Source organism: Rhizobium sp. X9, from assembly GCF_018873185.1.
Taxonomy (GTDB): domain Bacteria; phylum Pseudomonadota; class Alphaproteobacteria; order Rhizobiales; family Rhizobiaceae; genus Agrobacterium; species Agrobacterium oryzihabitans.
Genome location: NZ_CP071311.1, coordinates 2,388,631 through 2,411,753, shown reverse-complemented (window position 1 = coordinate 2,411,753; position 23,123 = coordinate 2,388,631). Strand labels below are relative to the sequence as shown.

General features: G+C 60.2%; 22 protein-coding genes. 18 read left to right on the top strand and 4 right to left on the bottom strand.

From position 1 onward, the window contains the following. Window positions 1-9: 9 nt before the first annotated feature. From JZY08_RS11810 to JZY08_RS11775, 8 genes are all read left to right on the top strand, one after another. Complete coding sequence (locus tag JZY08_RS11810; protein WP_216330240.1) at window positions 10-396, top strand: cytochrome c family protein; 387 nt, start codon at window positions 10-12, stop codon at window positions 394-396. A gap of 167 nt (window positions 397-563) precedes the next feature. After that, window positions 564-1,379, top strand: coding sequence for a cytochrome c oxidase subunit II (locus JZY08_RS11805; RefSeq protein WP_216330239.1), 816 nt, complete (start codon window positions 564-566; stop codon window positions 1,377-1,379). 55 nt (window positions 1,380-1,434) lie between these two features. Continuing rightward, on the top strand, window positions 1,435-3,213 hold the full coding sequence (locus tag JZY08_RS11800; RefSeq protein ID WP_216330238.1) for a cbb3-type cytochrome c oxidase subunit I: 1,779 nt from the start codon (window positions 1,435-1,437) through the stop codon (window positions 3,211-3,213). Then, a complete protein-coding gene (locus JZY08_RS11795) occupies window positions 3,210-3,911 on the top strand; it encodes a cytochrome c oxidase subunit 3 (RefSeq protein WP_216330237.1) in 702 nt (233 codons plus the stop codon). The genes JZY08_RS11800 and JZY08_RS11795 overlap by 4 nt, the downstream gene beginning before the upstream one ends. A gap of 12 nt (window positions 3,912-3,923) precedes the next feature. Further along, a complete protein-coding gene (locus tag JZY08_RS11790; RefSeq protein ID WP_216330236.1) occupies window positions 3,924-4,646 on the top strand; it encodes a heme-copper oxidase subunit III family protein in 723 nt (240 codons plus the stop codon). 14 nt (window positions 4,647-4,660) lie between these two features. After that, window positions 4,661-4,993, top strand: a complete 333-nt coding sequence (locus JZY08_RS11785; RefSeq protein ID WP_216330235.1) for a cytochrome C oxidase subunit IV family protein — start codon at window positions 4,661-4,663, stop codon at window positions 4,991-4,993. A 62-nt stretch (window positions 4,994-5,055) separates the two neighbouring features. Continuing rightward, window positions 5,056-5,673 carry a TetR/AcrR family transcriptional regulator gene (locus tag JZY08_RS11780; RefSeq protein WP_216330234.1) on the top strand — a complete coding sequence of 206 codons (618 nt, stop codon included), beginning with the start codon at window positions 5,056-5,058 and terminating at the stop codon, window positions 5,671-5,673. A gap of 40 nt (window positions 5,674-5,713) precedes the next feature. After that, window positions 5,714-7,774: a prolyl oligopeptidase family protein gene (locus JZY08_RS11775; RefSeq protein ID WP_216330233.1), complete on the top strand. Its 2,061-nt coding sequence runs from the start codon at window positions 5,714-5,716 to the stop codon at window positions 7,772-7,774. Between the two features lie 42 nt (window positions 7,775-7,816). Here JZY08_RS11775 and JZY08_RS11770 read toward each other — a convergent pair whose 3' ends face one another. Next, complete coding sequence (locus tag JZY08_RS11770) at window positions 7,817-8,689, bottom strand: LysR family transcriptional regulator (protein WP_216330232.1); 873 nt, start codon at window positions 8,687-8,689, stop codon at window positions 7,817-7,819. A 101-nt stretch (window positions 8,690-8,790) separates the two neighbouring features. On the opposite strand from JZY08_RS11770, the gene JZY08_RS11765 reads away from it, so the two are divergent. Continuing rightward, entirely contained in the window at window positions 8,791-10,125 is a 1,335-nt protein-coding gene (locus JZY08_RS11765; protein WP_216330231.1) for an aspartate aminotransferase family protein, read from the top strand. A gap of 69 nt (window positions 10,126-10,194) precedes the next feature. Here the strand turns inward: JZY08_RS11765 and JZY08_RS11760 are convergent, their stop codons facing one another. Beyond that, a complete protein-coding gene (locus JZY08_RS11760; protein WP_216330230.1) occupies window positions 10,195-11,265 on the bottom strand; it encodes an aldo/keto reductase in 1,071 nt (356 codons plus the stop codon). A 240-nt stretch (window positions 11,266-11,505) separates the two neighbouring features. On the opposite strand from JZY08_RS11760, the gene JZY08_RS11755 reads away from it, so the two are divergent. Next, window positions 11,506-12,423, top strand: a complete 918-nt coding sequence (locus JZY08_RS11755; protein WP_216330229.1) for an AraC family transcriptional regulator — start codon at window positions 11,506-11,508, stop codon at window positions 12,421-12,423. A gap of 26 nt (window positions 12,424-12,449) precedes the next feature. Here the strand turns inward: JZY08_RS11755 and JZY08_RS11750 are convergent, their stop codons facing one another. Then, on the bottom strand, window positions 12,450-13,076 hold the full coding sequence (locus JZY08_RS11750) for a GDSL-type esterase/lipase family protein (protein ID WP_216330228.1): 627 nt from the start codon (window positions 13,074-13,076) through the stop codon (window positions 12,450-12,452). 73 nt (window positions 13,077-13,149) lie between these two features. Further along, a complete protein-coding gene (locus JZY08_RS11745) occupies window positions 13,150-14,061 on the bottom strand; it encodes a 2-dehydro-3-deoxygalactonokinase (protein WP_216330227.1) in 912 nt (303 codons plus the stop codon). Window positions 14,062-14,179: 118 nt separating this feature from the next. Between JZY08_RS11745 and JZY08_RS11740 the strand changes: the two genes are divergently transcribed. The 8 genes from JZY08_RS11740 to JZY08_RS11705 all read left to right on the top strand — a co-directional run bounded on the left by JZY08_RS11740 (window position 14,180) and on the right by JZY08_RS11705 (window position 23,123). Then, window positions 14,180-15,085, top strand: a complete 906-nt coding sequence (locus JZY08_RS11740) for a dihydrodipicolinate synthase family protein (RefSeq protein WP_253204017.1) — start codon at window positions 14,180-14,182, stop codon at window positions 15,083-15,085. Further along, window positions 15,082-16,248, top strand: coding sequence for a mandelate racemase/muconate lactonizing enzyme family protein (locus JZY08_RS11735; RefSeq protein WP_216330225.1), 1,167 nt, complete (start codon window positions 15,082-15,084; stop codon window positions 16,246-16,248). Before JZY08_RS11740 ends, JZY08_RS11735 begins: the two co-directional genes overlap by 4 nt. Before the next feature lie 24 nt (window positions 16,249-16,272). Beyond that, window positions 16,273-17,544 carry a sugar ABC transporter substrate-binding protein gene (locus JZY08_RS11730; RefSeq protein ID WP_216330224.1) on the top strand — a complete coding sequence of 424 codons (1,272 nt, stop codon included), beginning with the start codon at window positions 16,273-16,275 and terminating at the stop codon, window positions 17,542-17,544. A gap of 67 nt (window positions 17,545-17,611) precedes the next feature. Beyond that, window positions 17,612-18,538: a carbohydrate ABC transporter permease gene (locus JZY08_RS11725; RefSeq protein ID WP_216330223.1), complete on the top strand. Its 927-nt coding sequence runs from the start codon at window positions 17,612-17,614 to the stop codon at window positions 18,536-18,538. A gap of 10 nt (window positions 18,539-18,548) precedes the next feature. Beyond that, window positions 18,549-19,379, top strand: coding sequence for a carbohydrate ABC transporter permease (locus tag JZY08_RS11720; RefSeq protein WP_003492168.1), 831 nt, complete (start codon window positions 18,549-18,551; stop codon window positions 19,377-19,379). A 2-nt stretch (window positions 19,380-19,381) separates the two neighbouring features. Further along, window positions 19,382-20,464: an ABC transporter ATP-binding protein gene (locus JZY08_RS11715; protein ID WP_003492167.1), complete on the top strand. Its 1,083-nt coding sequence runs from the start codon at window positions 19,382-19,384 to the stop codon at window positions 20,462-20,464. Continuing rightward, a complete protein-coding gene (locus tag JZY08_RS11710; RefSeq protein ID WP_216330222.1) occupies window positions 20,461-21,444 on the top strand; it encodes an NAD(P)-dependent oxidoreductase in 984 nt (327 codons plus the stop codon). The genes JZY08_RS11715 and JZY08_RS11710 overlap by 4 nt, the downstream gene beginning before the upstream one ends. Beyond that, entirely contained in the window at window positions 21,441-23,123 is a 1,683-nt protein-coding gene (locus JZY08_RS11705) for an SMP-30/gluconolactonase/LRE family protein (protein WP_216330221.1), read from the top strand. Before JZY08_RS11710 ends, JZY08_RS11705 begins: the two co-directional genes overlap by 4 nt.

Below are 23,123 nucleotides of genomic sequence, written 5' to 3'. Positions count from 1 at the left end.
GAGGATGTCATGTCGTATCGTTTTCCTGCCATCTGTCTGCTTTTCGCCATTACCCTTCCGCTTGAGGCGCACGCCCAGGAGGGTGACCCTGCTGCAGGCGCCACGGTCTTCAAAAAATGCGGCATTTGTCATGTCGCCGAAACGGACCAGAACAAGGTCGGCCCCTCGCTGAACGGCCTGTTTGGCAGAACCGCCGGCACGCATCCGAATTTCGCCTATTCCCAGGCGATGCAGGATGCCGGCAAGGCCGGACTGGTGTGGAGCGAGACGTCGCTTCGCGACTATCTGCACGACCCCAAGGCGAAGGTGAAGGGCACGAAAATGGCGTTTGCCGGACTGAAGGACGACACCGATATCACCAATCTGATCGCCTATCTGAAGCAATATTCCAAGTAGCGTGATGACGCGCGGAAGAGCCGGGGCGGATCGGGAGAATTGGGCCGATTGAGGGGCGAGCCGCTGTTGGCGCCGCAATTGCTCGCCATACCTGTTCATGAGATAATGCTAATACGTTTCGCGACAGGATTGTAGAAATTGTCGCGGCCGTGTCAGGGGAGGAGACGATGGCTGTCGTTGTGGTTCTCGTTCTGCTGGTAGTGGGGTCAATCGCTTTCCACCTGCTGAGCCCTTGGTGGTGGACACCGATTGCCTCGAACTGGAGCTACATCGACAATACCATCATCATCACCTTCTGGATCACCGGCTTTGTTTTCTCGGCCGTCGTGTTGTTTGTCGCCTATTGCGTGTTCCGCTTCAGGCACCGCCCCGGAAACCGGGCGGCGTACCAGCCCGAAAACAAGCGTCTGGAATGGTGGCTGGCGGGTGGAACCGGGATCGGGGTGGCCGCGATGCTGCTGCCGGGCCTTTTCGTGTGGAAACAGTTCGTCACGGTGCCGGACGGCGCCAGCGAGGTGGAGGTCGTCGGTCAGCAATGGCAATGGAGTTTCCGGTTGCCAGGAGCGGACGGACGGCTCGGACGGGCGGACACGCGCGCCATTACGTCGGACAATCCGCTTGGTTTGAACCGGAACGACCCGGCCGGAATGGACGACGTCATCGTTGAAGGCGGCGAGTTGCATCTGCCCACCGGCAGGCCGGTGAAAATGCTGCTGCGCGCGATTGACGTGGTGCATGATTTCTACGTGCCGGAGTTCCGGGCCAAGATGGACATGATCCCCGGTTCGGTCACCTATTACTGGTTCACCCCGACACGGACGGGAACCTTCGAGGTTCTCTGCGCGGAACTGTGCGGCGTCGGCCACCCACAGATGCGCGGCACCGTCGTCGTTGATACCGAGGCTGACTATCAGGCCTGGCTGCAACAGCAGCCGACATTCGCGAAATCGCTGGCATTGGCGGAAAAGTCGGCGGCCCGATGAGCGCCATGTGTCGTTGAAGGGAAAAGCAGCATCGGGGGAAGAGGGAGGATGGAATATGGTCGAGATTGGGTCCGGCGCCGGGCAGGTCATCCAGCCCGCTGAAGTTGATGATGTCGAGCTTTATCATCCGAAAAGCTGGTGGACGAAATATGTCTTCAGCCAGGATGCCAAGATCATCGCCATTCAGTACTTCCTGACTGCAACGGCAATCGGCATGGTGGCATTGGTTTTGTCCTGGCTGATGCGACTGCAACTCGGTTTTCCCGGCTATTTCTCCTTCATCGATGCGGAACATTATTATCAGTTCATCACCATGCACGGCATGATCATGGTGATCTATCTGCTCACCGCGCTGTTTCTCGGTGGTTTCGGCAATTATCTGATCCCCTTGATGCTCGGCGCGCGAGACATGGTCTTCCCCTATGCGAACATGCTGAGCTACTGGCTTTATCTGCTCGCCGTCCTCGTGCTGGTCGCCGGTTTTTTCGCGCCCGGCGGGCCAACGGGTGCAGGCTGGACGCTTTATCCGCCGCAGTCCCTGCTTTCGGGAACGCCTGGCGGGCGCGACTGGGGCATCATCCTGATGCTCTCGTCGCTCATCCTTTTCATCATCGGCTTCACGCTTGGCGGGCTGAACTACGTCGTCACGGTGCTGCAGGGGCGCACGCGCGGCATGACGCTGATGCGAATGCCCCTGACGATATGGGGCATATTCACCGCGACCGTCATGGCGCTGCTCGCCTTCCCGGCACTTTTCGTCGCCGCTGTCATGATGTTGTTCGACCGATTGCTCGGCACGAGCTTCTTCATGCCTTCCATTGTGGAGATGGGTGAGCAATTGAAGCAGGGGGGCGGCAGTCCGATCCTGTTCCAGCATCTGTTCTGGTTCTTCGGCCATCCGGAAGTCTATATCGTCGCGCTTCCGGCCTTCGGCATCGTTTCTGATCTCATCAGCACCCATGCGCGCAAGAACATCTTCGGTTACCGGATGATGGTCTGGGCAATCGTCATCATCGCGGCGCTGAGCTTCGTCGTCTGGGCGCATCATATGTATGTCAGCGGCATGAATCCGAACTTCGGGTTCTTTTTCGCCACGACGACGCTGATCATCGCCGTGCCGACGGCGATCAAGGTCTATAATTGGGTGCTGACGCTCTGGCGCGGCGATATCCATCTGAATTTGCCGATGCTGTTTGCGCTCGCTTTCATCGTCACATTCGTCAACGGCGGATTGACCGGCCTCTTCCTGGGCAATGTCGTCGTCGACGTGCCGCTTTCGGATACCATGTTCGTCGTTGCCCATTTCCATATGGTGATGGGGGTTGCGCCGATCATGGTGATCTTCGGCGCGATCCACCACTGGTATCCGAAAGTCACCGGCCGCATGCTGAATGCGACTATGGGGCATATCCATTTCTGGATCACCTTTATCGGCGCCTATGCCATCTTCTTCCCCATGCATTATCTCGGCCTGATCGGTGTGCCGCGCCGTTATTACGAACTGGGTGAAACCGCTTTCATTCCACCTTCGGCGCATACGCTGAACATGTTCATCTCCGTCGCAGCACTTGTCGTCGGCGCTGCCCAGCTTCTGTTCCTGTTCAATCTCGCCTGGAGCCTGCGCTGGGGCAAACAGGCTGGCGGCAATCCATGGCGGGCGACAACACTGGAGTGGCAGACCCCGCAAACGCCGCCGGTTCACGGAAACTGGGGCAAGGAATTGCCGGTCGTCTATCGCTGGCCCTATGACTACAGCGTGCCCGGCGCGGCTGAGGACTTCCTGCCGCAGAACCAGCCGGCTGCGGCCGGGCCTTCCGAGAGGGCGTTGTCATGAGCGCCATTCTCATTTTCCTGGCCGGGATCGGCGGCATCATCGGCTGGTGGATGGCAAGGCAGAGACTGGCCTCCAAGCCCTGGCTGGAGGTAGGTCTGGCAGGCGATGCGCCGCAGATGCGCGGATCGTCGGAGTCAATAGCGAAACTCGGGCTCGGCATCTTCCTTGCCGTCGTCGGCGCGCTGTTTGCGCTGTTCATCAGCGCCTATCTCGGGCGCATGGGCGGTGCCGACTGGTGGGGTATCCCGATCCCCCGGTTGCTGTGGGTGAATACTGTGGCCCTTGCCACCAGCAGCGTAGCGCTGCAATGGGCGAAAACCGAAGCCCGCCTGGATCGCCGCGAAATGCTGGACGTAGCTCTTGCCGTGGCGTTTGTTGCGGCTGTTCTCTTTGTTGTCGGGCAGGTTCTGGCGTGGCGGCAACTGGCGTCCGCGGGTTATGTGCTGGCGGATAACCCATCGAACAGCTTCTTCTATATGATCACCGGATTGCATGGCCTGCACATATTGGGCGGGCTTTTCGTGCTCGGGCGCACGGCAATCCGCGCCCGGATCGGCCCTGCTGCGAGAGTTCGCCTGAGCGTGGAGCTTTGCACCATCTACTGGCATTTCATGTTCGTCGTCTGGCTGATCCTTTTTGCAATCTTCGCCGGCTGGGCGAATAGTTTTGTCGATCTCTGCCGTCAATTGATCACCTGAGGAGTGTCGATCATGACCGCATCCATGGAAAGACCTTTAAACGATCCACATCTGCGGCCAACGGGACTACGCGGCGTTGCCGCCGATCTGTCATCGGACCAGCGGGCGTTCAAGAACGTCTCCTGGGGCAAGGCGATGATGTGGCTCTTCATTCTGAGCGACACCTTCATTTTCGGCTGCTTTCTCCTGGCCTATATGACGGCGAGGATGTCGACCGCTGTCGGCTGGCCCAATCCGAGCGAGGTTTTCGCTCTGACGATCGGTGGCAAGGATATTCCGCTGATCCTGATCGCCATCATGACCTTCGTCCTTATCAGCAGCAGCGGAACGATGGCCATGGCCGTCAATTTCGGATACCGCCGCGATCGCCGCAAAACCGCAGCGCTGATGGTGGCGACGGCCGCTCTCGGCGCGACGTTCGTCGGAATGCAGGTATTCGAATGGACGAAACTGATCGGGGAAGGCGTTCGCCCCTGGGAGAACCCCTTCGGTGCTGCGCAATTCGGTTCGTCTTTCTTCATGATCACGGGCTTTCACGGCACCCATGTCTCGATCGGGGTGGTGTTCCTTCTGATCATGGCGCGCAAGGTCCGGCGGGGAGATTTCGATCAGGAAAGAAGGGGATTTTTCACCAGCCGGAAAGGCAACTACGAGATCGTCGAAATAATGGGGCTTTACTGGCACTTCGTCGATCTGGTGTGGGTATTCATCTTTGCATTCTTCTATCTGTGGTGAGTGAGGATGACATCATGGCGCAGCAACAGTCACAACAGGGACAGCAGCATCCGATAAGACTTTACATGGTGGTCTGGGGACTGCTTTTCGTCCTCAGCGCCTGCTCCTATCTCGTCGATTATCTCGGCATACAGAGCTATCCCAGATGGTCTCTGATCATCGCTTTTATGCTCCTGAAAGCGGGGCTGATCATTGCGATTTTCATGCACATGGCCTGGGAACGGCTGATCTTGATCTACGCCATCCTTCTTCCGCCCGTCCTAGTGCTGGTTTTCACAGCTTTGATGGTGTCGGAATCCAACTACACGCTCCTGACCCGGTTGGCCTTTCTAGGGGCTAGTTCATAGATCCTTGACTAAACTGTCACTTAGTGCCAAAAAGGAGTGGCACTAAGTGACAGAGGTAAGTTGTGGATCAATCGAAGATTGAACAGGGGCGGCTTTCGGTGGCGCGGCATGCGGCCGAACTGTTCTGGAGAGATGGGGTCGAAAAGACGAGTGGTGATGCGATTGCCGCCGCTGCCGGTCTCTCCAAGCGCACGGTCTGGAGGTATTTTCGTTCGAAGGAAGCCTGCATCGAGCCGCTTTTCAAGATCACGGGGATGCGCTTCATCGAGCTGTTGCGCTCCTGGCCGCATGATGTCTCGATCGAGGCCTATCTGCACGATACTCTGGGCTCGATGCTGAAGACCGAGCAGGAAATTCGTGACGGTGTCGCCGTGGCGCGGTTGATCTCGCTGCTGAAAACCGAACCGGCAATCCGCTCGGCCTATCTGATGGCGAGTGCGCAAGCTGAAGACGATCTTGTTGCCGTCGTCGCCGAACGCTCTGGACGTGCACGCGAGGATTTCGACGTCAAACTCTGCGCGGCGGCGGCGATGGCCGCCGTGCGCGTCGTCGACGAAGACATATGCACCGCCACCTTCACCCATGGCCGCCACTTCGAACATCACGAAGTCTGCGACCGGCTCTCCGCAGCCATTCGAACCGCGGCAACTCTCCCGATCTGCGATCCGGTTGACGTTTAGACAGCTCGGCCAATCTCTCCCGCCCCAAGAGGAACTCAATATGATTGTCTATCCTGAAACCCGGCGTACCGACACGGTAGAGAACCATTTCGGCACAGAGGTTGCGGACCCCTTTCGGTGGCTCGAAGGCGACGCGCGCAAGCAAGATGAAGTCGCAGACTGGGTCCGCGCGCAGGACAATCTCGCGCGATCGCATCTGGCCGAGCTGCCCGGTCGTGGCCACTTCCGGCGGCGGCTGGCCGCGCTTCTCGATCATACACGGCTAACCGCGCCCGTGAAGCGCGGAAACCGCTACTTCTTTTCCCGCAACTCCGGTCTCGATGACCAGGCGGTTCTCGTCATGCGCGAGGGAGTGGAAGGCGTGGATCGCGTCCTGATCGATCCGAATACATGGTCCGACGATGGCGCGACGGCACTTGCCGAATGGGCAGTCAACGAAGACGGGCGATATCTGGCCTTTGGTCGACAGGAGGGCGGCACGGACTGGCGTACCATCCGGGTTCTCGATATCGAGAATGGCAAGACACTTCCGGACGAGGTCGTCTGGGCGCGCTTCACCACCATTGCATGGGCCCGGGACGGGTCCGGCTTTTTCTATTCCCGCTTTCCGGAACCGCCAGCGGAGAACGCCTTCGACGCCCCCGTGACCGATCATTCCATTTACTTCCATGCACTGGGTACTGCACAGGGCGACGACCGGCTCGTTCACGCGACGCCGGAAGGGCAACTTCTCATACAGACGATGGGCGTGATGGTGGACGGGCGCTATGGCGTGATTTCTTCCATGCCCGGAGCGGGCGGCAACGCGTTGTCGATCATCGATTTTCAGCAACCCGACTGGACCCCGCGCCCCATCGTCGACACCTATGATCACAATTGGGGCGTGGTGGGGAATGAGGGCAGCCGGTTTTTTCTGGCAACAGACAAAGGGGCGGAGCGTGGCAAGATCGTCGCATTCGATTTTGCCGAAACCGAGCCACGTTTCGTCGATCTCATCGGCGAGCGGGAAAATGCGACTCTCAACGATGCGGCGCTCCTCGGTGGACGGCTTGTCATTACCTATCTCGTTGACGCAAAATCGGAAATCCGTCGTTATCGGCTCGATGGCGCACCCGACGGTACGATTGAGCTTCCGGGCATCGGCACCGCCGGCGGTTTTTGTGGACGCCCTGACGATGATGAGGCTTTCTTCGTCTTCACCGGCCACAACGCGCCGACGACGATTTACCGCTATGACGTTGCGCATCGAACGCTTACGGTCTGGGACAAGCCGGAGGTTGCGGTCGATCTCGACCGCATCATCGTCGAGCAGCGCTTCTACCATTCGAAAGACGGTACGCGCATTCCGATGTTCATCGTGCGTCGCTCAGACGTTGATACACCGGCGCCAACCATTCTTTATGGCTATGGCGGTTATGGCATAAGCATGGTTCCCCATTATTCGCCGGCGGTCCTTGCCTGGGTCGAGGCGGGCGGTGTTTACGCTGTCGCCAACCTGCGTGGCGGTGGAGAATACGGCAAGGCTTGGCATGATGCCGGGCGGCTTTTGAACAAACAGAATGTCTTCGATGACTTCATCGCTGCTGCCGAATATCTGAAGAGCGAAGGCATAACCTCTGATGGAGGCCTTGCGATCCAGGGCGAATCCAATGGCGGGCTGCTGGTCGGCGCGGTGGTCAACCAGCGGCCGGATCTCTTTGCCGCAGCGCTGGCCGGCGTCGGTGTCATGGACATGCTGCGCTTTGCCCGTTTCACCAATGGACAATTCTGGATTGGGGATTACGGCGATCCCGCAAAAGAGGCCGATTTCCGCAATCTCCTGTCCTATTCGCCCTATCATACGATCCGTTCGGGTGCGTCCTATCCGGCTATCCTGGTAACGACGGCCGATACGGACGATCGGGTCGTGCCTGCCCACAGCTTCAAATATGCAGCGGCACTTCAGGCCGCCCGACTGGGCGACCGACCTCGAATTCTTCGGGTCGATACGCGTGCCGGACATGGTGCAGGAAAACCGATGGGAAAGGCGCTCGATGAGATGGCCGATCTCTGGGCGTTCGCCGCGCGCTGGACAGGTCTGGACGTCAAGGCGGTGGACTGACGGACTTCTGGAAGCCGCCAATCGCCTGACCCGGCTATGATCTTACCGTTGATCACTCGAGAGATCAGCATTGCTCAACCCCGGCAGGACTGTGCGGATGTGCTCGCCCAGAACTCTGGCGGTCGAGGATGTCTGCGGATCGGCAAATTCCATCGCAATACCGATGGTTGGCAGGGGCGGAAGCCCCATTTCCACGATATGAAGATCGGGCGGAACGGCTGTCCTCGTCAGGACACTGATCGCATGGCCGGAGCGCGCGATTGCGATGAGGCCGGCAAGGCTGTTGCTGGCAAAGGCAACCCGGTACCGACGATTGGCAGCTTCCATGGCATCGCAGGCCGCACGATGGTCAAGTGTTGCCGGTGCCGAGAGAGCAAGCGGCAGAACGTCCTTGGCAAGCAGATCCGGTTCCGGCTTATCCGCAACCCAGACGAAGCTTTCCCTGCGCAGGACGTCGTCGTGGTTCGGATCGGATTGCGAGACCAGCGCGATGTCGATCAGTCGCCGCTGCAGGAGGGGACGCAACTCTATCGTCGGCGCGCAAACCATGCGCAGCTCGACTTTGGGGTGGGCGGCACAGAAGCCGCGCAACAGTTCCGGCAGGAAGGCAATCGAATAATCTTCAGGGCACCCAAGGCTGACGGTGCCCTGAAGTGTTTCCCCGCTCATGTCGGCAAGAATTTCGTCATGCCGGGCAAGGAGTGCGCTGGCGTGGGCAAGAAGTTTCTCGCCCGCGGTCGTCAGCCGTACGCCCGAACCCGTTCGCTGCAGCAGGGTGTGGCCAACCAGCTCCTCAAGCCGCTGCATCTGCGTGCTCAGCGCCGATTGCGTGCGCCCAACCTGCATCGCAGCCACGCTGATGGAGCCGGCACGGGCAACGATGACAAAGTTCTTCAGAAGCGTCAGGTCGAGCATGGCGATATCAAAATTATCAATATCTGAATAAAATACTATCAATTGGACTGTGGCGGCAAGCGCTTGTTATTCTCCGGGAAGATAAATTTGGGGAACGCATCATGGACAATCTCGCAAAAAGCTTTGCCTCGCTGAATGATGAGCTTGCCTTCTGGGCGGCTGCCAACAAACATCTGACCCGCTACGGACCCGCCTTCGAGGATATCATTGTCGAGCGCGCCGAGGGCAGTTTTGTCTATGATGCGGATGACCGCGCCATTCTCGATTTCACTTCGGGCCAGATGAGCGCTTTGCTCGGACATACCCACCCGGATATCGTCACTACCGTCAACCGGCAGATGGCTTCGGTCGCGCATCTCTTTTCCGGCATGCTGTCGCGCCCGGTGGTCGAGCTTGCAACGCGGCTGGCGGCTCTGGCGCCGGGGCTGGACCGCGTGCAATTGCTGACGACCGGGGCGGAATCCAACGAAGCGGCGATCCGCATGGCAAAGCTCGTCACCGGCGGTCACGAGATCGTCGCTTTCGCGCAGAGCTGGCATGGGATGACGGGCGCTGCGGCTTCGGCCACCTATAGCGCCGGCCGGCGGGGTTATGGCCCGGCCACGGCCGGCTCGCTGGTCATACCAGCCCCGAATGCCTATCGCCCGCGCTTCAAGAACCCCGATGGATCAAACGACTGGCAGGCGGAGCTGGACGATGCTTTCGAGCTGATCGACCGTCAGTCGACCGGGAACCTGGCCGCCTTCATCGCCGAACCCATCCTGTCGAGCGGCGGTATTCTCGAACTCCCGCTCGGTTATCTCGCCGCCCTGAAGAAGAAATGCGAGGAGCGCGGCATGCTGCTCATCCTCGATGAAGCCCAGACTGGCGTCGGCCGCACTGGGCACATGTTCGCCTTTCAGCGTGACGGCGTGACGCCTGATATCATGACGCTGTCGAAGACGCTCGGCGCCGGCCTGCCGCTTGCTGCCGTCATGACCAGCGCAGAGGTCGAGCAGAAGGCATTCGAGAGGGGCTTTCTGTTCTATACCACCCATGTTTCCGATCCGCTGCCGGCGGCTGTCGGTGTAACGGTTCTCGATGTCGTGGCGCGCGATGGCCTTGTCGAGCAGGCGATCTCCCGCGGAAACCGCCTGAAAGACGGTCTCTTGTCGCTGCAACAACGGTTCGAATGTGTCGGCGATGTGCGCGGGCGCGGGCTTCTGCTCGGACTGGAAGTTGTCGCAGACCGGCACACGAAAGCCCCCGGTTTCGAGCTTGGCGCCCGTATCATGCAGGAAGCGATGCTGCGGGGCATGAGCATGAACATCGTCAAGCTGCCCGGCATGGGTGGCGTCTTCCGCATTGCACCGGCCTTGACCGTCTCGGATGCCGAGATCGATCTTGGACTGGATATATTGGCGTCGTCGATCGAAGCGGCGCAGAAGGCCGGCTAGGTTCGCCGCAGTCGTGATTTGCCTCTCGCCGGTGTCTGCACGCGCCGGCGAGAGGCAAGGTTACGTAGATTATGCCCGTTTGCTGACGGTGTTCGTTCCGAAGATGAGCTGCTGCGCCATGGGCCGGCCAATAAAGCGCTCCGGGAAGATCGGCTGTGGAGCGCTGGCCCTGTTCAGTCGCTCAAGCTGATCCTGCGTGAAGGAAATGCTCAAGGCGCCGAAATTATCCTCGGCCTGCTCAAGGGTGCGTGCGCCCATGACCGGGGAAACGACTGCGGGATTGATCAGCGTCCAGGCAAGGGCGACCTGCGATCGCGAAACGCCGAGTTCCTCCGCGACTGCGCCGACGACATCGGCGACGGCGAGCGAGTGTTCATTGAGGTGGCCGGTCGATGCGATCACGCCCTTGCGGGTTGCCGCGACATTCGCCCCATTCTCGTCGCTCAGATCCGCGCGGCCATATTTGCCCGTGAGGATGCCGCCGCCGAGCGGGGACCAGGGAAGAACACCGAGGCCCAGCGCCCTGGCCATGGGCATAAGCTCATGCTCAACGGTCCGCTCGACCAGGCTGTATTCGATCTGAAGCGCTACGAAGGGTGACCAGCCGCGGAGATCGGCAAGGGTCTGCATCTGCGCCACGCACCATGCGGGCGTGTTGCAAATACCGACGTACAGGATCTTGCCGGCTCTCACGAGATCATCGAGCGAGCGCATGGCTTCTTCGGGCGATGTCGTGAAATCCCAGGCATGCAGGTAGAGGAGATCGATCCGGTCCGTGTCCAGCTGGCGCAGGCTCGTCTCCACCGAACGCACGAGGTTGAAACGATGGTTGCCGCCGGAATTGATATTCGCCGGATCACGGGCCATCGTAAATTTGGTTGCAAGCACGATATTATCGCGCTTTTCTTTGATGAAGCCGCCAAGAAGGCGTTCCGAGGCTCCGTTGGTGTAGTTGACGGCGGTATCGATGAAGTTGCCACCTCTGTCGACATATGCATCGAAAATGCGTCTCGCTTCTTCAGCGTCGGCTCCCCAACCCCAGTCAGACCCGAAGGTCATCGTGCCAAGCGAGAGCGGCGAGACACGCAGCCCGGATCGGCCGAGCAGTCTGTATTGATCGAGTGATTTCACTTCAGCCATGTTGGTATACTCCATTGGTCTTCGTTGATGCGCTGGGATGCGCCGGGTGGGTGACACCTTTTTCCGCGAAAGACCTGCGAGGGCGGTAGACCGGATTTCCGGAATTCTTGCACGATTGTCTCAAGCAGACGGGACAGGACTGCCTCTTCTGCCTGAGCTATTGTCCGGCGCTCTTGCACGATTGTCCGAGAAGCGGAGTTCTGGCTTCCATCACACAGGCGCATATGAGATAAATGGCGGATGACCTCAGACCGCCACATCGTCGATATCATCACCCGACACGCGCCACGAGACGGCACGTTTGAATGCCGGTTGCCGGGGGTGAAGCTCATCCGCTGTTCGCACCCGACAGTTCCCATGCCGGTGATCTATGAGCCGACGCTTTGCCTTGTGGCGCAGGGCCGCAAGCAGGCTATGCTGGGGCAATCGGCCTTCATCTATGACAAATCGCGTTATCTGATTGCCTCCGTCGATCTTCCCGTCATGGGTTCCGTCATCGAGGCGAGTGCGGAAGAGCCGTATCTGTGCATGCAACTCGATCTCGATACGGTCGAGCTGGCGGAGCTGGCGATCCGCTATCCGTCGAAATCTCCCGGAGAATCCCGGCCGCCTGCCGGCCTGCTGCTGAATGAGACCAATCCCGGGGTGCTCGATGCGGCGGCACGCCTGTTGAGCCTTCTGGATACGCCTGACGATATTAACGCGATTGCGCCGCTGGCGCTGCGGGAAATACTCTATCGGCTGCTGACCGGGCCGGGCGGTGACGTTGTCCGGCACATGGCACAGGCGGGTACCCATCTCCATCAGATTGCCCGGGCAATCGTCTGGATCAGAAGCCATTTCCGCGAAGCCTGCCCCATCGAGACAGCGGCCGAAATAGCCGGAATGAGCCGCTCCACCTTTCACGCTCATTTCAAGGCGATCACCTTGATGAGTCCGTTGGAATTCCGGGCGGAACTGCGATTGCAGGAGGCAAGACGCCTGATGCTCAGCGAAGGGCTGGATGCAGCAACCGCGGGGTTTCAGGTTGGCTATTCAAGCCCGTCGCAGTTTTCCCGCGAATATGTTCGGGTTTTCGGAATGCCGCCATCGAAGCACGCCAATCTCCTGCGTCATCGTGCGGACGATCGGCAAGTGCAGGGCACGGCCGTCAGCTAGGAGCGAGCTGCGTTTTCGCAGCCGCCTCAACGCAGCAGGTCCGGAGTTTTCTTGAGGGCTTCGGCCCAGACCGCATACCCTGCCGCATTCATATGAACCAGATCGGGCAGATAATAACGGAACATCGGCAGGCCATTTTCGCCGATGAGGCTGGTGCTTGGGTCGAGCCATGTGGTGCCCTCAACGCTTTCACACCAGTCGCGCGCCAGCCGGTTGAACAATTCGAACTCATCGCGGTAAATCCAACGGGCCGGACTGTGCTTGATTGCGAGGACAAACACTTCCGTCTGCTGCATCGCCTGGGAAATGCATTCGCGCAAATCCTGAAGGTGCCGCAACGTCGTCTCGGCCTTGAGACCGTCGCTGGCGATATCGTTTTCACCGAAATAGAGCGCCACTTTACGGGGCTTCAGGGGGATCAGAAGCTGGTCCAGATAGTGGATGGCCGAGAGGCAGGTGCCGCCACCAAATCCCAGATTGACGATATCAAGCGAGCCCAGATCCTCGGTGACCGAGTTCCAGATTCGAAACGAGGAAGAGCCATAAAAGGCGATCGGGTCCGCCGGCAGGCCGATGCGCTGAAGGCGGGCAAGGACGGTGATGATATCGTTTTCGTGGCGGCTGGTGCCGATACTGGCAGGAAAGTCGTACATTTCGGTCCTCGAATTTGTGATCTGACAGCCGGACGCGCTGCTTGTTCGGCGTCCGGCCTAGCGGCGCCTCGATTTAAGCCAGTGTTTGCTGCAGCACGGCCAGCGCGCCTTTCGTCAGGGCGTCATCCGTTCCCATCGAGGTCTTGAGATCGAAGACGTCTGCGGCAACCACATAAAGATCGTTCAGCCCGTCATTGCCGACAATGGCCGCTGCCCCGCCTTCCGAATACCATCCCGCGTCGCGGGCCTGACGAAACTCCTGTCCGATGACCAGTCCCCACACATAGGATCGCAATTGATCGGCTGAAAGCCTCCCGACAAGACCGCCGGTTCGCGCCGAAAACAAGAGCGACAACATGGCAGTCGACTGTTTTGCCTCGTCCAGACCCCAACGATATGCATCCGGGTCCTCGACCGGCGGCTGTGTCGAGCCCCGGGCGATGAAGGAATGGTTGACTAGCAGATTGAAAATCTCGCCGGTCACGAATGTCTGAAAGCTGTCGATCCGGCCCGACTTCACCCTCGCCCATTTGCTGTGCGTTCCGGGCAATATGATCGTCGCATCGGGAACAAGGCCATGGCCGACGATCTGGGTTTCTTCGCCGCGCATGACGTCCGGAAAAGGTCGGCGTGCAGGGTCGTTCAGGCCCGGCAGGAATACCAGATCCGATCCGTTCGGCAGCGTGCGGCGCACCGTCCCGGCGGCAAGTTCGGCCGGGCCTGCCGGGCAGGGCACATAGGGAACTTCGATCCAGCCGTTGCGGCTGGTGATCATGCCCAGTGCCGCGACGGGCAATGCCCCGTGCGCGGAAAACCAGGGAGAAAGTGCCGCCATCAGGACAGCTTCGTGCTCCCCCTTGCTCAGGCTCGAGATACCCTGCTCCGTTTCAAGATGATCCAGTTCCTTGCCGTTTTGGCTGACGAGCGTTGCCCGCAACGATGTTGTTCCCCAATCGACGATGATGGATGTCGCTTGTCCTGCCATTCCGTGAACCTCCTCGCTCATTTCATCTGGGGGCTTGTCATAGGGCGCAAGTCTATGTAGTGTCAATTAGTGAATTCAAGGTATCAATATATGATACTTAATGAGGAGGAGTAAGAGAGTGGTTGGCCTTAAGGGGATTTTGCCTGTCTTGCCGACGCCTTTTCTGGCGAGTGGCGGCGTTGACGAAGCGGGTATGGAGCGGCTGGTGAAGTTTGCGCTTGAGAAGGGTGTGGACGGTGTCGTGTTTCCCGGTTTCGCCAGTGAGGTCGAGACCCTCAGCGCAGGGGAGCGGGCGGCGTTGCTGAAGATCGTCGTTGCGGCCGTTGCCGGCCGGGTGCCGGTCGTCGCAGGTGCCAGCGCTGCCGACTGGCGGGAGGTTGTCGAGCACGGTCGCGCTGCGGCGTATCTCGGCATTCGCCATCTGATGGTTCAGCCGCCGAAATCGGTGGGCACGGATGCGCCTGCCCTGATCGCGTTTCTCGGCAAGGTCGTCGAGGCGCTGCCGGAGGTGGAGATTATCCTGCAGAATGCGCCGGCGCCGCGGGGTTCAGACCTTTCGCCGCAGGCGATCGTCGAGATCGTGCGTGCTCTGCCTCAGGTCGCCTATGTGAAGGAAGAGACGCTGCCGGCGGGCCCGGCCATCAGCCATATCATGGCCCATGCGCCCGACACCCTGAAGGGTATCATCGGCGGCGGCGGCGCCCGTTACATTCTCGACGAATATGCCCGCGGCGCGACTGCCGCCATGCCGGCTCTGGAAATTGTCGAGGAACATGTGGCGATTGATCGGGCGATCAATGCAGGAAAGCATGATGAAGCCCGCAAGATCTATGTCCGCACCCTGCCGCTTCTGGTCCTGCAGGCGGTGTACCGCATGCGCCTGACCAAGCATGTGCTGGTGCGTCGCGGCGTCATCGAAGGTGTCGGTGTGCGTGCGCCCACGCCGGATCTCGATTCGGCGGCCATTGCCGATATCGATGCCAATCTGGTCGAGCTTGGCCTCCTTGCTCCGGAGGCCGCATGAACAGCCCCATCGCAACCATCGAGGTTTTTACGCTGACGCAGCCGCGCAAGGTTCCGTATCTCGGCGCCCTGCGTGAGGGGGAGGTGGTCAATCCCAACGGCTATATCGTGCGCAAGGGAAACCGCACGGTCTATCCGACCTTCGACCGCAGCGTGCTGGTGCGCATGACGACATCGGCCGGTACGGTCGGCTGGGGGGAGACCTACGGTATCGTGGCGCCCGGCGCGGTTGCCGCGCTGATCAACGATCTTCTCGCCGGTTTCGTCGTTGGGCGCGATGCTTCGGACCCTTCGGCGATCTACGACGATCTTTACGACATGATGAGGGTGCGCGGTTATACCGGCGGCTTCTATGTGGATGCGCTCGCCGCTCTCGATATCGCGCTATGGGATATTGCCGGACAGGAAGCCGGCAAGTCCGTTCGCGATATGCTGGGTGGCGGCGTTGATGTTTTTCCGGCCTATGTTTCAGGCCTGCCGGAAAAGACGCTCAAGGCGCGTGGTGAACTGGCAAAATACTGGCAGGATCGCGGCTTCAATGCGTTCAAGTTCGCAACACCCGTGGCGGACGATGGCCCGGCTGCCGAAATGGAAAATCTCCGGCACGTTCTCGGACCGGATGCAAAGATCGCCGCCGACATGCACTGGAACCAGACGCCCGAACGGGCGCTGGAACTCATTGCCGAGATGGAGCCCTTCGATCCCTGGTTTGCCGAAGCACCGGTCTGGACGGAAGACATTGCCGGTCTGGAGAAGGTTTCCAAGAACACCGAAGTTCCAATTGCCGTTGGTGAGGAATGGCGCACCCACTGGGACATGCGCGCCCGCATCGAGCGCTGCCGTATCGCAATCGTGCAGCCGGAAATGGGCCACAAGGGCATCACCAATTTCATCCGTATCGGTGCTCTCGCTTCCGAGTACGGCATCGATGTGATCCCGCACGCCACCGTTGGCGCAGGCATATTTCTTGCCGCCAGCCTGCAGGCGTCATCGACATTGCCAACGCTTAAAGGTCACGAATTCCAGCATTCGATCTTCGAGCCGAACCGTCACCTGCTGGAAGGCGACATGGATTGCCGGGAGGGCACATATCACCTGCCGTCCGGACCCGGACTTGGGGTAAGGCCGTCGGAGGCGGCGCTCGGTCTGATTGAACGTATCTGAACTGGTTTTTTGGAGGAGGAAGCCATGAACAAGACAATAAGCCGGCTGGCGCTCGGCACCGCAACCGCCGTTTTGATGACAATGGGCAGCCTTGCCCCGGCCAGGGCCGATACCGTCCTGAAATTCATCTCCTGGCAGACGGATGATGCCGGTACCGGCGAATGGTGGCATTCGGCGATTGCCGCATTCGAAAAACAGCATCCAGGCGTGAAGATCGAATTTACCAAGGCGGAACGCAGTTCCTATGCGGATACGATGACGACGCTTTTCGCGGCCAACCAGCCGCCGCAGATCGTCCATCTCGCATCCTTCGAGTTCCAGATGTTCGCCGATAGCGGATGGCTGGAGCCGCTGGACCCGTGGCTGAAGAAGGACGGGATCGACATGACCGGTTGGGCCGGTCAGCAGAAATGCGAATGGAATGGCGAGACTGTCTGCATCATGACGAACTATTTCGGTTTCGTCATGGCTTACAACAAGAAAATCCTCGACGCGGCCGGCATTGCCGTGCCGAAGACCTATGACGAGTTTCTGGCTGCCGCGAAGGCAACCACCAAGGATCTCAACGGCGACGGCATCATCGACCAGTTCGGCACCGGCCACGAAACAAAGGGCGGTCCGGGTCAGTATCTGACGGAAATGCTGAACTACATCATCGATGCCGGTGCTTACTGGACCGACAAGGACGGCAATGTCACCATCGATACGCCTGAAATGGTCGAGGGTCTGACGCGCTGGAAAACCGTCATGAAAAGCGGTGTCAGCCCGGTGGACATGAGCGCCAGCGACGTGCGCAAGCTGTTTGCCGATGGCAAGATGGCCATGCGGCTGGACGGCCCCTGGCTTTATGGCACCACTGAGAAGGGTTCGGCCAAGAGCGATATCGTCTACGCCGCCCCGCCGCTTCATCCGCCGCTCGGCGGATCGTCGAACGTGCTCGCCATGCCGGCGGATATTCCCGACGATCAGAAGGCTCTGGTCTGGGATTTCATCAAGCTGACCATGACACCGGAATTCCAGCGCAGCTATGCGACGCTGGGCGGCAATACGCCACCGAGCCCAACCGCGGATGTCTCCGGCGTCGAAAAGACCATTCCGCATTTCCCGGTGCTGATCGAGACGATGAAGGCCGCCTCCGAGGCCGGGATCGACCGCATTCCGACCGGACTTGAACTCTTCTACAACGAGTTCAGCAAGATGGTGATGGAAGAAAGCCAGCGGATGATCATTCAGGATCTCGATCCGGCGGCGGTAGCGAAAACCATGCAGACAAAGGCCGAAGCCATCAAGGGTTGATCCCGTTGTCTTGCCATGGTCCGGAAAGGGCCATGGCCATCATCCGCATCCGGCAGGAGGACCATCCATGACCGAACCCGTTCGGGCTGGGCGTCGCAAGTTCTTCGATCTTGCGCGCCCCAGCCGGCAACATCTCCTCGGCTATATTCTGATCGCGCCAGCAGTCCTGATGGTTGCCGCCATCATCGTCTGGCCGCTGATCCTTGCAATCGACCTGTCGTTTCAGCAGGTCAAGATACCCCGGCTTGGCGGCGCGAGCCGGCCGTTTTCGGTCAGCAACTACACCTGGCTGTTCTCCTCGCCGGAATTCTGGCTGGCCTGCTGGGTGACGCTGAAGCTGGTTATCGTCGTGACCGTCGGCAGCGTCGCGGTCGGCCTCAGCACGGCGCTTCTCGCCAATAACCGCTTCAAAGGTCGGACCGTCGCGCGGCTGGGAATGGCGCTGCCCTGGGCGGTGCCGGAAATCATCGCGGTCGTCATCTTCGCATGGATGTTTGACACGTCTTTTGGCCTGTTCGGATGGCTGGCGATAAAGCTCGGTTTCACCGACCAGATGATCCCCTGGGTCAGCAGTTCCACAGCCGCCTTCTGGGCGGTGTCGATCACCATGGTGTGGAAGGGCTTTCCTTTCGTGTCGATCATGTGCCTCGCCGGCCTGCAGTCCATTCCCGCCGATTATTACGCCGCCGCCAAGGTGGATGGCGCCAGCGTCTGGCAGCGTTTTCGCTGGATTACCATGCCTCTGCTGATGCCGGTCCTCGGCGTCACGCTGGTGCTGACCCTGCTTTGGGTGTTCCGCGACTTTTCCATCATCAAGGTTCTGACCGGCGGCGGCCCGCTGCGCTCGACGCAGACGCTGTCGATCATGACCTACGATCAGGCCTTCCAGTATCACAACTTCGGTCGCGCTGCCGCCGTCGGCGTGCTGACGCTGGTGATCTGCATCATTGCCAGCCTGCTGATGCTCGGCCGGCGCTCGAAATCAATCTACTGAGGAGGCTTTGATGAAACGTAGCTTTGCACAGAGCCTTGCCCTCTACGCGACGGTGATCTTCACGCTGGTGATGATCCTGTTCCCGGTCTACTGGCTGCTGGTTACCGCCCTTTCCACCACCGACGAACTCTACCGCCTGCCACCGACTTTCTGGCCGGACGATCCGCAATGGGACATTTTTGCCCGTGTCTGGGCGGCAAAGCCGATCCTTCTGTGGCTGTGGAATTCGATGCTTGCCGCTGTCGGCTCGGTTGCGCTGTCGATGCTGGTTTCGGTCAGCGCCGGTTACGCCCTGTCTCGCTATTCAATGCGGGGCGGCGCTACCATGGGAATGTTCGTTCTCACAGCCAAGATGTTGCCCGCCACGCTACTCGTCATCCCGCTGTTTTCGATCTTTTCGAGCTTCGGTCTGATCGGCAGCCTATGGACGCTGGTGCTTGCGCATTCGACCATGATCATTCCCTTCGCAACCTGGATGCTGAAGGGCTATTTCGACACGATTCCTAAGGAACTCGAGCAGGCGGCCATGGTTGATGGCTGCTCGCCGATCGGCGCAATGGTGCGTGTCGTGCTTCCCATCGCAACACCCGGGCTTGCCGCCACCGCGCTTTACGCCTTTGTGCTCAGCTGGGCCGATTACGCCTATGCGCGCACCTTTCTGGTCAACTCGCCGGACAACTGGACGGCCAATCTCGGCATCACCACGATGCAGGGCGAATATGTCACCTACTGGAACGACATCTCTGCCGCATCGGTGTTCATCGCGTTGCCGATCATCGCAATCTATCTGTTCCTTGAACGTTATTTGGTCGGCGGTTTGACCGCTGGCGCGGAGAAATAAGCATGGCCAATATTTCCATTCGCAACGTCAGCAAGTCCTATGGCGCGCTCAACGTGCTCAGACCCTTCTCGCTTGAAATCGAGAATGGCGAGTTCGTGGTGCTGGTCGGGCCTTCCGGCTGCGGCAAGTCGACGATGCTGAAGATCCTCGCCGGTCTCGAGCCGGCAAGCGAAGGGCAGATTTTCATCGGCGACCGCGAAGTGACCGACCTTGCGCCGGGCGACCGCGACATCGCGATGGTTTTCCAGAATTACGCGCTTTATCCGCATCTGACGGTCCGCCAGAATATCGGTTTCGGGCTGAAGATGCGCGGCACGGACAGGCAGGAGATCGACAGGCGCGTCGACGATGCGGCGCGTATCCTCGAGGTGACGCCCTATCTCGATCGCAAGCCGAAGGATCTGTCGGGTGGTCAGCGTCAGCGCGTGGCTCTGGGACGAGCGATCGTTCGCCAGCCGCAGGCGTTCCTCATGGACGAGCCGCTGTCCAACCTCGATGCCAAGCTGCGTGTCCACATGCGTGCCGAAATCGGCGCGCTGCACAAGCGGATCGGCGTCACCACCGTTTATGTGACGCATGACCAGGTCGAGGCGATGACGATGGCGGATCGTGTCGTCATCATGCAGGGCGGCATCATCCAGCAGATCGCGGCACCGGACGAGCTGTTCAACAACCCGGCCAATCTTTTCGTTGCCGGCTTCATCGGCTCTCCGGGCATGAACTTCCTCAATGCGGATATACGCGACGGTACGCTCACCCTTTTTGGGCAAAAGGTCTCACTGCCGGGTGCGGCGCGCCATCAGGGAAGCGTTGTCGTCGGTTTGCGGCCGGAACATCTCGTGCTCGGCGATGCACCCGTCACATTCGGCGTTCGCCCGACGCTGGTGGAAAGCCTCGGATCGGAAAAATACGTCTATTTCGATGCTGAGGGTGCCAGGATCGCCGATGGCGAAGAGGGCAAGTCCAAGGGGCTGATTGCCCGCGTTTCGCACACCGGCAACCTGCCGGGGAATGAAGAGCTGCGGCTTGGTTTCGATCCGGCCCAGCTTTATCTCTTCGACGCGAAGAGCGGAGAACGGCTATGATCCTCGTTACCGGATCGGCGGGTCGAGTCGGCCGCGCCGTCGTTGCCGCGTTGCGTGCAGAAGGCCGTGCCGTTCGCGGCTTTGATCTGCGGCCGTCCGGCACGGGCGGTGAGGAGGTCGTGGGGTCGCTGGAAGACACAGAGGCATTGGCTGGCGCCATTGAAGGCGTCACCGGCGTTCTGCATCTCGGCGCATTCATGTCCTGGGCACCGGGAGATCGCGATCGCATGTTTGCCGTCAATGTCGAGGGCACGCGCCGCCTTCTCGATGCGGCTGCGGCGGCCGGCGTGCGGCGGTTCGTGTTCGCTTCCTCAGGCGAGGTCTATCCTGAAAATCGCCCGGAATTTCTGCCGGTAACGGAGGAACATCCTCTCAATCCCAATTCACCCTATGGTCTGACGAAGCTGCTGGGTGAGGAGCTTGTAAGTTTCCACCAACGGACCGGGACAATGGAAACAGTCATCCTGCGTTTCTCGCATACGCAGGATGCGGCCGAACTGCTGGATGAAGACAGTTTCTTTTCCGGCCCCCGGTTTTTCCTGCGGCCGCGCATTCGCCAGCAGCAGAACTTCGGAAACGTGGCGGTCGCCGAGCTTCTCCAGTCACGGGATATCGGCGAAGCATCGCATGTTCTGGCACGCAACGAGGAGGGACGGCCTTTCCGCATGCATATAACGGACACCCGCGATATGGTTGCCGGCATTCTGCTTGCCCTGGACCACCCGAAAGCGGCGGGTGGCATCTTCAATCTCGGAGCGGATGAACCAGCCGATTTCGCCGAACTTCTGCCGCGCATGGCGGCATTGACCGGCCTGCCAATCGTGACAGTCGATTTTCCCGGCGCCGGCGTTTATTACCATACTTCAAACGAGCGGATCAGAAACACCCTGGGGTTTGAAGCGCAATGGACGATGGACCGGATGCTGGACGAAGCGGCCACCGCAAGGCGACAGCGCCTCGCGAAGGAGCAGACGCGATGAAGCCCGAAACACCGGGGGGAACGGCGGCTCTTTCCAAGGGGCTGACGCTTCTCGATATGGTCGCCGATGCGCCCGAGCCGCCGCGCTTTGCCGAGCTTTTGCGTGCCTCCGGTCTGCCCAAGCCGACTTTCGCCCGCATCCTGCGCACACTTATCGCCTATGGCCTTGTGCGGCAGGATGAGGCGCGTGGCACCTATGTTCTGGGACAACGTTTTCTCGAAATGTCCCATAAGGTCTGGGAGAGCTTCGATCTCGTCTCGGCCGCGACCCCGGAACTGGAACGGCTGGCGGCTGAACTTGGCGAGACCGTCGCGCTTTGCCGGCTCGACGGCATCATGACGCAATATCTGGCCGAGCGCTCGCCCAATGGCCTTTCCGTCCGCGTCGAAGTGGGGCGGCGTGTGCCGTTGCATTGCACGGCACCGGGCAAGGCGCTGCTCGCCTTTCAGGATCCCGCCGTTGGCCGTTCTCTGCTGGATCGCCTCACGCTCGATCCGCAGACACCCAAGACCATCACCGCTCTTGATGCATTGCAGGCCGATCTGACACTGGCGCGGGCGCGGGGTTATTCGATTTCTTACGAGGAACACCTGCCGGGCGTGAATTCTGTCGCAGCGCCGGTGATGGGCCGGGACAATACGCCTATGGGTGTGCTTGTCGCGCTTGGGCCGTCGTCGCGTCTCGACGCTTCCAATATCCACCCTGCCGGACGCGAGCTGATTGCCGCTGCCCGCCGCATCACCGGTGCGGCCGGTGCCGTCGCCATCAGTTCCCGACCCCGTCCGCGCTCGGCGACAGGCCGACCGATAGCCGAACTCAGCTGCATTCTGCCATGGGGTGCGCAACTGGGCGAAAGCCCGGTCTGGCATGAGGCCGAAAACGCGCTTTACTGGGTCGATATTCTCCATCCGGCTGTCCACCGTTACGATCCGGCCACCGGCCGTAACGAGACGTGTGAGACCGGCAAGCTCGTCAGCGCGGTCATCCCGGTTACGGCCGGAAGGTTGCTGGTGGCCTCCCAGGACGGGGTCGAATGGCTCGATTTTGCGTCTGGCCGCCTAACGCCTTTCGTCAGCCCGGAGGCAGGCATTGCCGACAACCGGCTGAATGATGCCAAATGCGGGCCGGATGGCGCGATCTGGGTCGGATCGATGCGTATCGACGCTTCCAAGCCAACCGGTGCACTCTATCGGATCAATGCCGACGGCGCATTCGAGCGCAAGGAAGGCGGCATCATTGTCTCCAATGGTCTCGGCTGGAGCCCGGACGGCAGAACCTTCTATTTCGTCGACACGGTGCCGGGGCTCATACATGCCTATGATTGCGATCCGGCGACGGGCACGCTTTCGGAGCGGCGCGAATTTGCCCGCATCCCCGTGGCCGATGGCCGGCCGGACGGTCTCGCCGTGGATGCGGAAGGAGGCGTCTGGTGCGCGATCTGGGATGGCTGGTGCGTGCGCCGCTACCTGCCGAACGGCAAGCTGGACCAGGTCATCGAAATGCCGGTGCCGCGTCCAACCAGCATCGCCTTTGGCGGGCCGGACCTGTCGACGCTGTTCATCACCAGCGCCCGTACGCGCCTGCCGGCATCCACGCTTGCCGATGCGCCGCTATCCGGCGGTCTGTTTTCCTGCCGCCCGGGTATTGCCGGTGCGCGCATCTCATTGTTCGAAGGATAG

What these genes read in the sequence shown, in the direction of transcription:
- JZY08_RS11735 (WP_216330225.1), top strand. Translation starts at nt 15,082, where the DNA reads ATGAACAGCCCCATCGCAACCATCGAGGTTTTTACGCTGACGCAGCCG.
- JZY08_RS11810 (WP_216330240.1), top strand. Translation starts at nt 10, where the DNA reads ATGTCGTATCGTTTTCCTGCCATCTGTCTGCTTTTCGCCATTACCCTT.
- JZY08_RS11725 (WP_216330223.1), top strand. Translation starts at nt 17,612, where the DNA reads ATGACCGAACCCGTTCGGGCTGGGCGTCGCAAGTTCTTCGATCTTGCG.
- JZY08_RS11720 (WP_003492168.1), top strand. Translation starts at nt 18,549, where the DNA reads ATGAAACGTAGCTTTGCACAGAGCCTTGCCCTCTACGCGACGGTGATC.
- JZY08_RS11705 (WP_216330221.1), top strand. Translation starts at nt 21,441, where the DNA reads ATGAAGCCCGAAACACCGGGGGGAACGGCGGCTCTTTCCAAGGGGCTG.
- JZY08_RS11790 (WP_216330236.1), top strand. Translation starts at nt 3,924, where the DNA reads ATGACCGCATCCATGGAAAGACCTTTAAACGATCCACATCTGCGGCCA.
- JZY08_RS11755 (WP_216330229.1), top strand. Translation starts at nt 11,506, where the DNA reads ATGACCTCAGACCGCCACATCGTCGATATCATCACCCGACACGCGCCA.
- JZY08_RS11760 (WP_216330230.1), bottom strand. Translation starts at nt 11,265, where the DNA reads ATGGCTGAAGTGAAATCACTCGATCAATACAGACTGCTCGGCCGATCC.
- JZY08_RS11770 (WP_216330232.1), bottom strand. Translation starts at nt 8,689, where the DNA reads ATGCTCGACCTGACGCTTCTGAAGAACTTTGTCATCGTTGCCCGTGCC.
- JZY08_RS11745 (WP_216330227.1), bottom strand. Translation starts at nt 14,061, where the DNA reads ATGGCAGGACAAGCGACATCCATCATCGTCGATTGGGGAACAACATCG.
- JZY08_RS11805 (WP_216330239.1), top strand. Translation starts at nt 564, where the DNA reads ATGGCTGTCGTTGTGGTTCTCGTTCTGCTGGTAGTGGGGTCAATCGCT.
- JZY08_RS11750 (WP_216330228.1), bottom strand. Translation starts at nt 13,076, where the DNA reads ATGTACGACTTTCCTGCCAGTATCGGCACCAGCCGCCACGAAAACGAT.
- JZY08_RS11785 (WP_216330235.1), top strand. Translation starts at nt 4,661, where the DNA reads ATGGCGCAGCAACAGTCACAACAGGGACAGCAGCATCCGATAAGACTT.
- JZY08_RS11795 (WP_216330237.1), top strand. Translation starts at nt 3,210, where the DNA reads ATGAGCGCCATTCTCATTTTCCTGGCCGGGATCGGCGGCATCATCGGC.
- JZY08_RS11800 (WP_216330238.1), top strand. Translation starts at nt 1,435, where the DNA reads ATGGTCGAGATTGGGTCCGGCGCCGGGCAGGTCATCCAGCCCGCTGAA.
- JZY08_RS11730 (WP_216330224.1), top strand. Translation starts at nt 16,273, where the DNA reads ATGAACAAGACAATAAGCCGGCTGGCGCTCGGCACCGCAACCGCCGTT.
- JZY08_RS11710 (WP_216330222.1), top strand. Translation starts at nt 20,461, where the DNA reads ATGATCCTCGTTACCGGATCGGCGGGTCGAGTCGGCCGCGCCGTCGTT.
- JZY08_RS11715 (WP_003492167.1), top strand. Translation starts at nt 19,382, where the DNA reads ATGGCCAATATTTCCATTCGCAACGTCAGCAAGTCCTATGGCGCGCTC.
- JZY08_RS11765 (WP_216330231.1), top strand. Translation starts at nt 8,791, where the DNA reads ATGGACAATCTCGCAAAAAGCTTTGCCTCGCTGAATGATGAGCTTGCC.
- JZY08_RS11775 (WP_216330233.1), top strand. Translation starts at nt 5,714, where the DNA reads ATGATTGTCTATCCTGAAACCCGGCGTACCGACACGGTAGAGAACCAT.